2 protein-coding genes are annotated in these 2,399 nt (G+C 53.5%); both read left to right on the top strand.

Annotated features, from left to right (window positions below; all coding sequences use genetic code 11):
- Positions 1–308 precede the first annotated feature (308 nt).
- A complete protein-coding gene (treP, locus tag HMPREF9473_RS20200; RefSeq protein ID WP_006782071.1) occupies positions 309–2,234 on the top strand; it encodes a PTS system trehalose-specific EIIBC component in 1,926 nt (641 codons plus the stop codon).
- A 20-nt stretch (positions 2,235–2,254) separates the two neighbouring features.
- Positions 2,255–2,399, top strand: a 145-nt coding sequence (locus HMPREF9473_RS20195; RefSeq protein WP_006782070.1) for an alpha-amylase family glycosyl hydrolase, incomplete at its 3' end; no start/stop codon positions are given.

Genomic DNA, 2,399 nt, shown 5'->3' with positions numbered 1-2,399 from the left:
ATGACCTACAATGCGGAGGGCGTCATGTTTGAATAACACCCAGTCCAGACACCGGCCGGACTGTTTCGTGTTCTATGATACGGCCCATCGTGTGAAATAACCGGGTAAATGATTGTGTGGAATGACCGGGTGAAATAACAGACAACAGTGAGGATGACCAGGAAGCCATGAGAGGCGGCCGCCGGGTCATCCTTATTTTTTTAAAATACCTATTGACAAACTTGTTTAAACAAGTTAGAATGTGAATATAGAAACAACTTGTTTAAACAAGTTCAAAAACCAGGAGACATTTATCAGGAGGTATGGATATGGGGAAGTATACGGAGGAGTCCAGGGAACTGTTGAAATGTGTGGGCGGTAAGGAGAATATCGCCGCGGTATCCCACTGTGTTACCAGGATGCGTTTTGTGTTGAAGGACCCTGGAAAGGCGGATAAAGCGGCCATCGAGAAGCTGCCAACGGTGAAGGGAACCTTTACGCAGGCAGGCCAGTTCCAGGTGATTATCGGCAATGTGGTCAGTACCTACTACAACGATTTCGTGGCGGTGTCAGGGGTGGAAGGCACGTCCAAGGATGTGGTGAAGGACGCGGCAAAGCAGAACCAGAGCGGGCTCCAGCGGCTGATGACCAACTTAGCGGAGATATTTGCACCGCTGATTCCGGCGATTATCGTGGGAGGTCTGATACTGGGCTTCCGCAACATTATCGGCGAGATTGCACTGTTTGACGGCGGGACGAAAACGCTGGTGGAGCTGTCCCAGTTCTGGGCCGGTGTGAACAGCTTTTTATGGCTGATCGGGGAGGCGGTCTTCCATTTCCTGCCGGTATGCATCGTCTGGTCCATCACACGGAAGATGGGAACGACACAGGCGCTTGGCATTGTCCTCGGCATCACCCTGGTGTCGCCCCAGCTGTTAAATGCTTACGGGGTGGCCGGGACGGCCGCGGCGGATATTCCGGTATGGAATTTCGGCTTCTTCCAGATGCAGATGATAGGCTATCAGGCCCAGGTGCTCCCGGCGATTCTGGCCGGCTTTACCCTGGTATATCTGGAGCGCTTCTTCCGGAAAATATGCCCGGCAGTCATCTCCATGATCGTGGTGCCCTTCTGCTCCCTGCTGCTGGCGGTTATCGTCGCCCACGGCGTGTTGGGGCCGGTTGGGTGGAAGATTGGCTCCGTGATTTCCGATTTTGTAAATGCAGGTTTGACGTCCAGCTTTAAAGGTGTGTTTGCGGCTGTGTTTGGCTTTTTCTATGCGCCCCTTGTCATCACCGGGCTTCACCATATGAGCAATGCCATCGACCTTCAGCTGATTGCTGATTTTGGCGGGACGACGCTGTGGCCTATGATTGCGCTGTCCAACATTGCCCAGGGTTCCGCGGTTCTGGCTATGACTTATTTGCAGAAAAATGACGCGAAGGCCAAAGAGGTGTCCATTCCCTCCTGCATTTCCTGCTACTTGGGAGTGACGGAGCCGGCTATGTTCGGTGTGAATCTGAAGTATGGATTCCCATTCTTCTGTGCCATGGCGGGCTCCGCGGTGGCGGCAGCGATTTCCGTGGTCTTTGGCGTGAAGGCCAACGCGATTGGCGTGGGTGGGCTTCCGGGCATTTTGTCCATCCAGCCCCAGTATATGATGGTTTTTGCCGTGGCAATGCTGGTGGCCATCGTGGTGCCGTTTGTGCTGACGGTGGGCGTTGGGAAGAAGAAAGGGATTGGCAAGGCAGCGGAAAACACTGGCTCTGCCGAAGTGGAAGCAGCAAAGACAGCTGAGACGACCCACCAGGATTTAAAAGCATTTTTAACCGGAAATGTCATCGCCATCGAAGATGTCCCGGACCCGGTATTCTCTGAAAAGGTCCTGGGAGACGGGATTGCCGTGGAGCCGGAATCATCGGTGCTGGTGGCCCCTGCGGACGGAACCGTATCTGTGGTGATGGAAGGCAGTCTCCACGCCTGTGGAATCACACTGCCCGATGGCATGGAACTGCTGTTTCACATTGGCTTGGACACCGTGGCGATGAACGGGGACGGCTTCACCGCTTACGTGAAACCGGGAGACCAGGTGAAGGCGGGAGACCGGCTGATTGGATTTGATATTGGGAAAATAAAAGCCGCCGGCCACCCGGCTGTCACCATCATGGTGGTGACGAACCCGGGAAGCAGAGGGGCGCTCGCCTGGACAACGGCAGCGCATGTGACAGCCGGCGAGAGCATTCTTGCGGAAGTTTAGATACATAGAGGAGAATCATGATGGAGAATTTTAAGAACAGTACCGTCTACCAGATTTATATAAAATCATTTAAGGATACCAGTGGAAACGGATTCGGTGATATCCGGGGAATCACGGAAAAACTGGATTATCTGAAGGAACTGGGAGTGGATTACGTCTGGATTA

It is taken from the genome of Hungatella hathewayi WAL-18680, assembly GCF_000235505.1.
GTDB classification, from domain to species: domain Bacteria; phylum Bacillota; class Clostridia; order Lachnospirales; family Lachnospiraceae; genus Hungatella_A; species Hungatella_A hathewayi_A.
This window is presented reverse-complemented; position numbering and strand designations above follow the sequence as displayed.

Coding starts and splice junctions, on each gene's coding strand:
- treP (WP_006782071.1), top strand. CDS start 309: ATGGGGAAGTATACGGAGGAGTCCAGGGAACTGTTGAAATGTGTGGGC.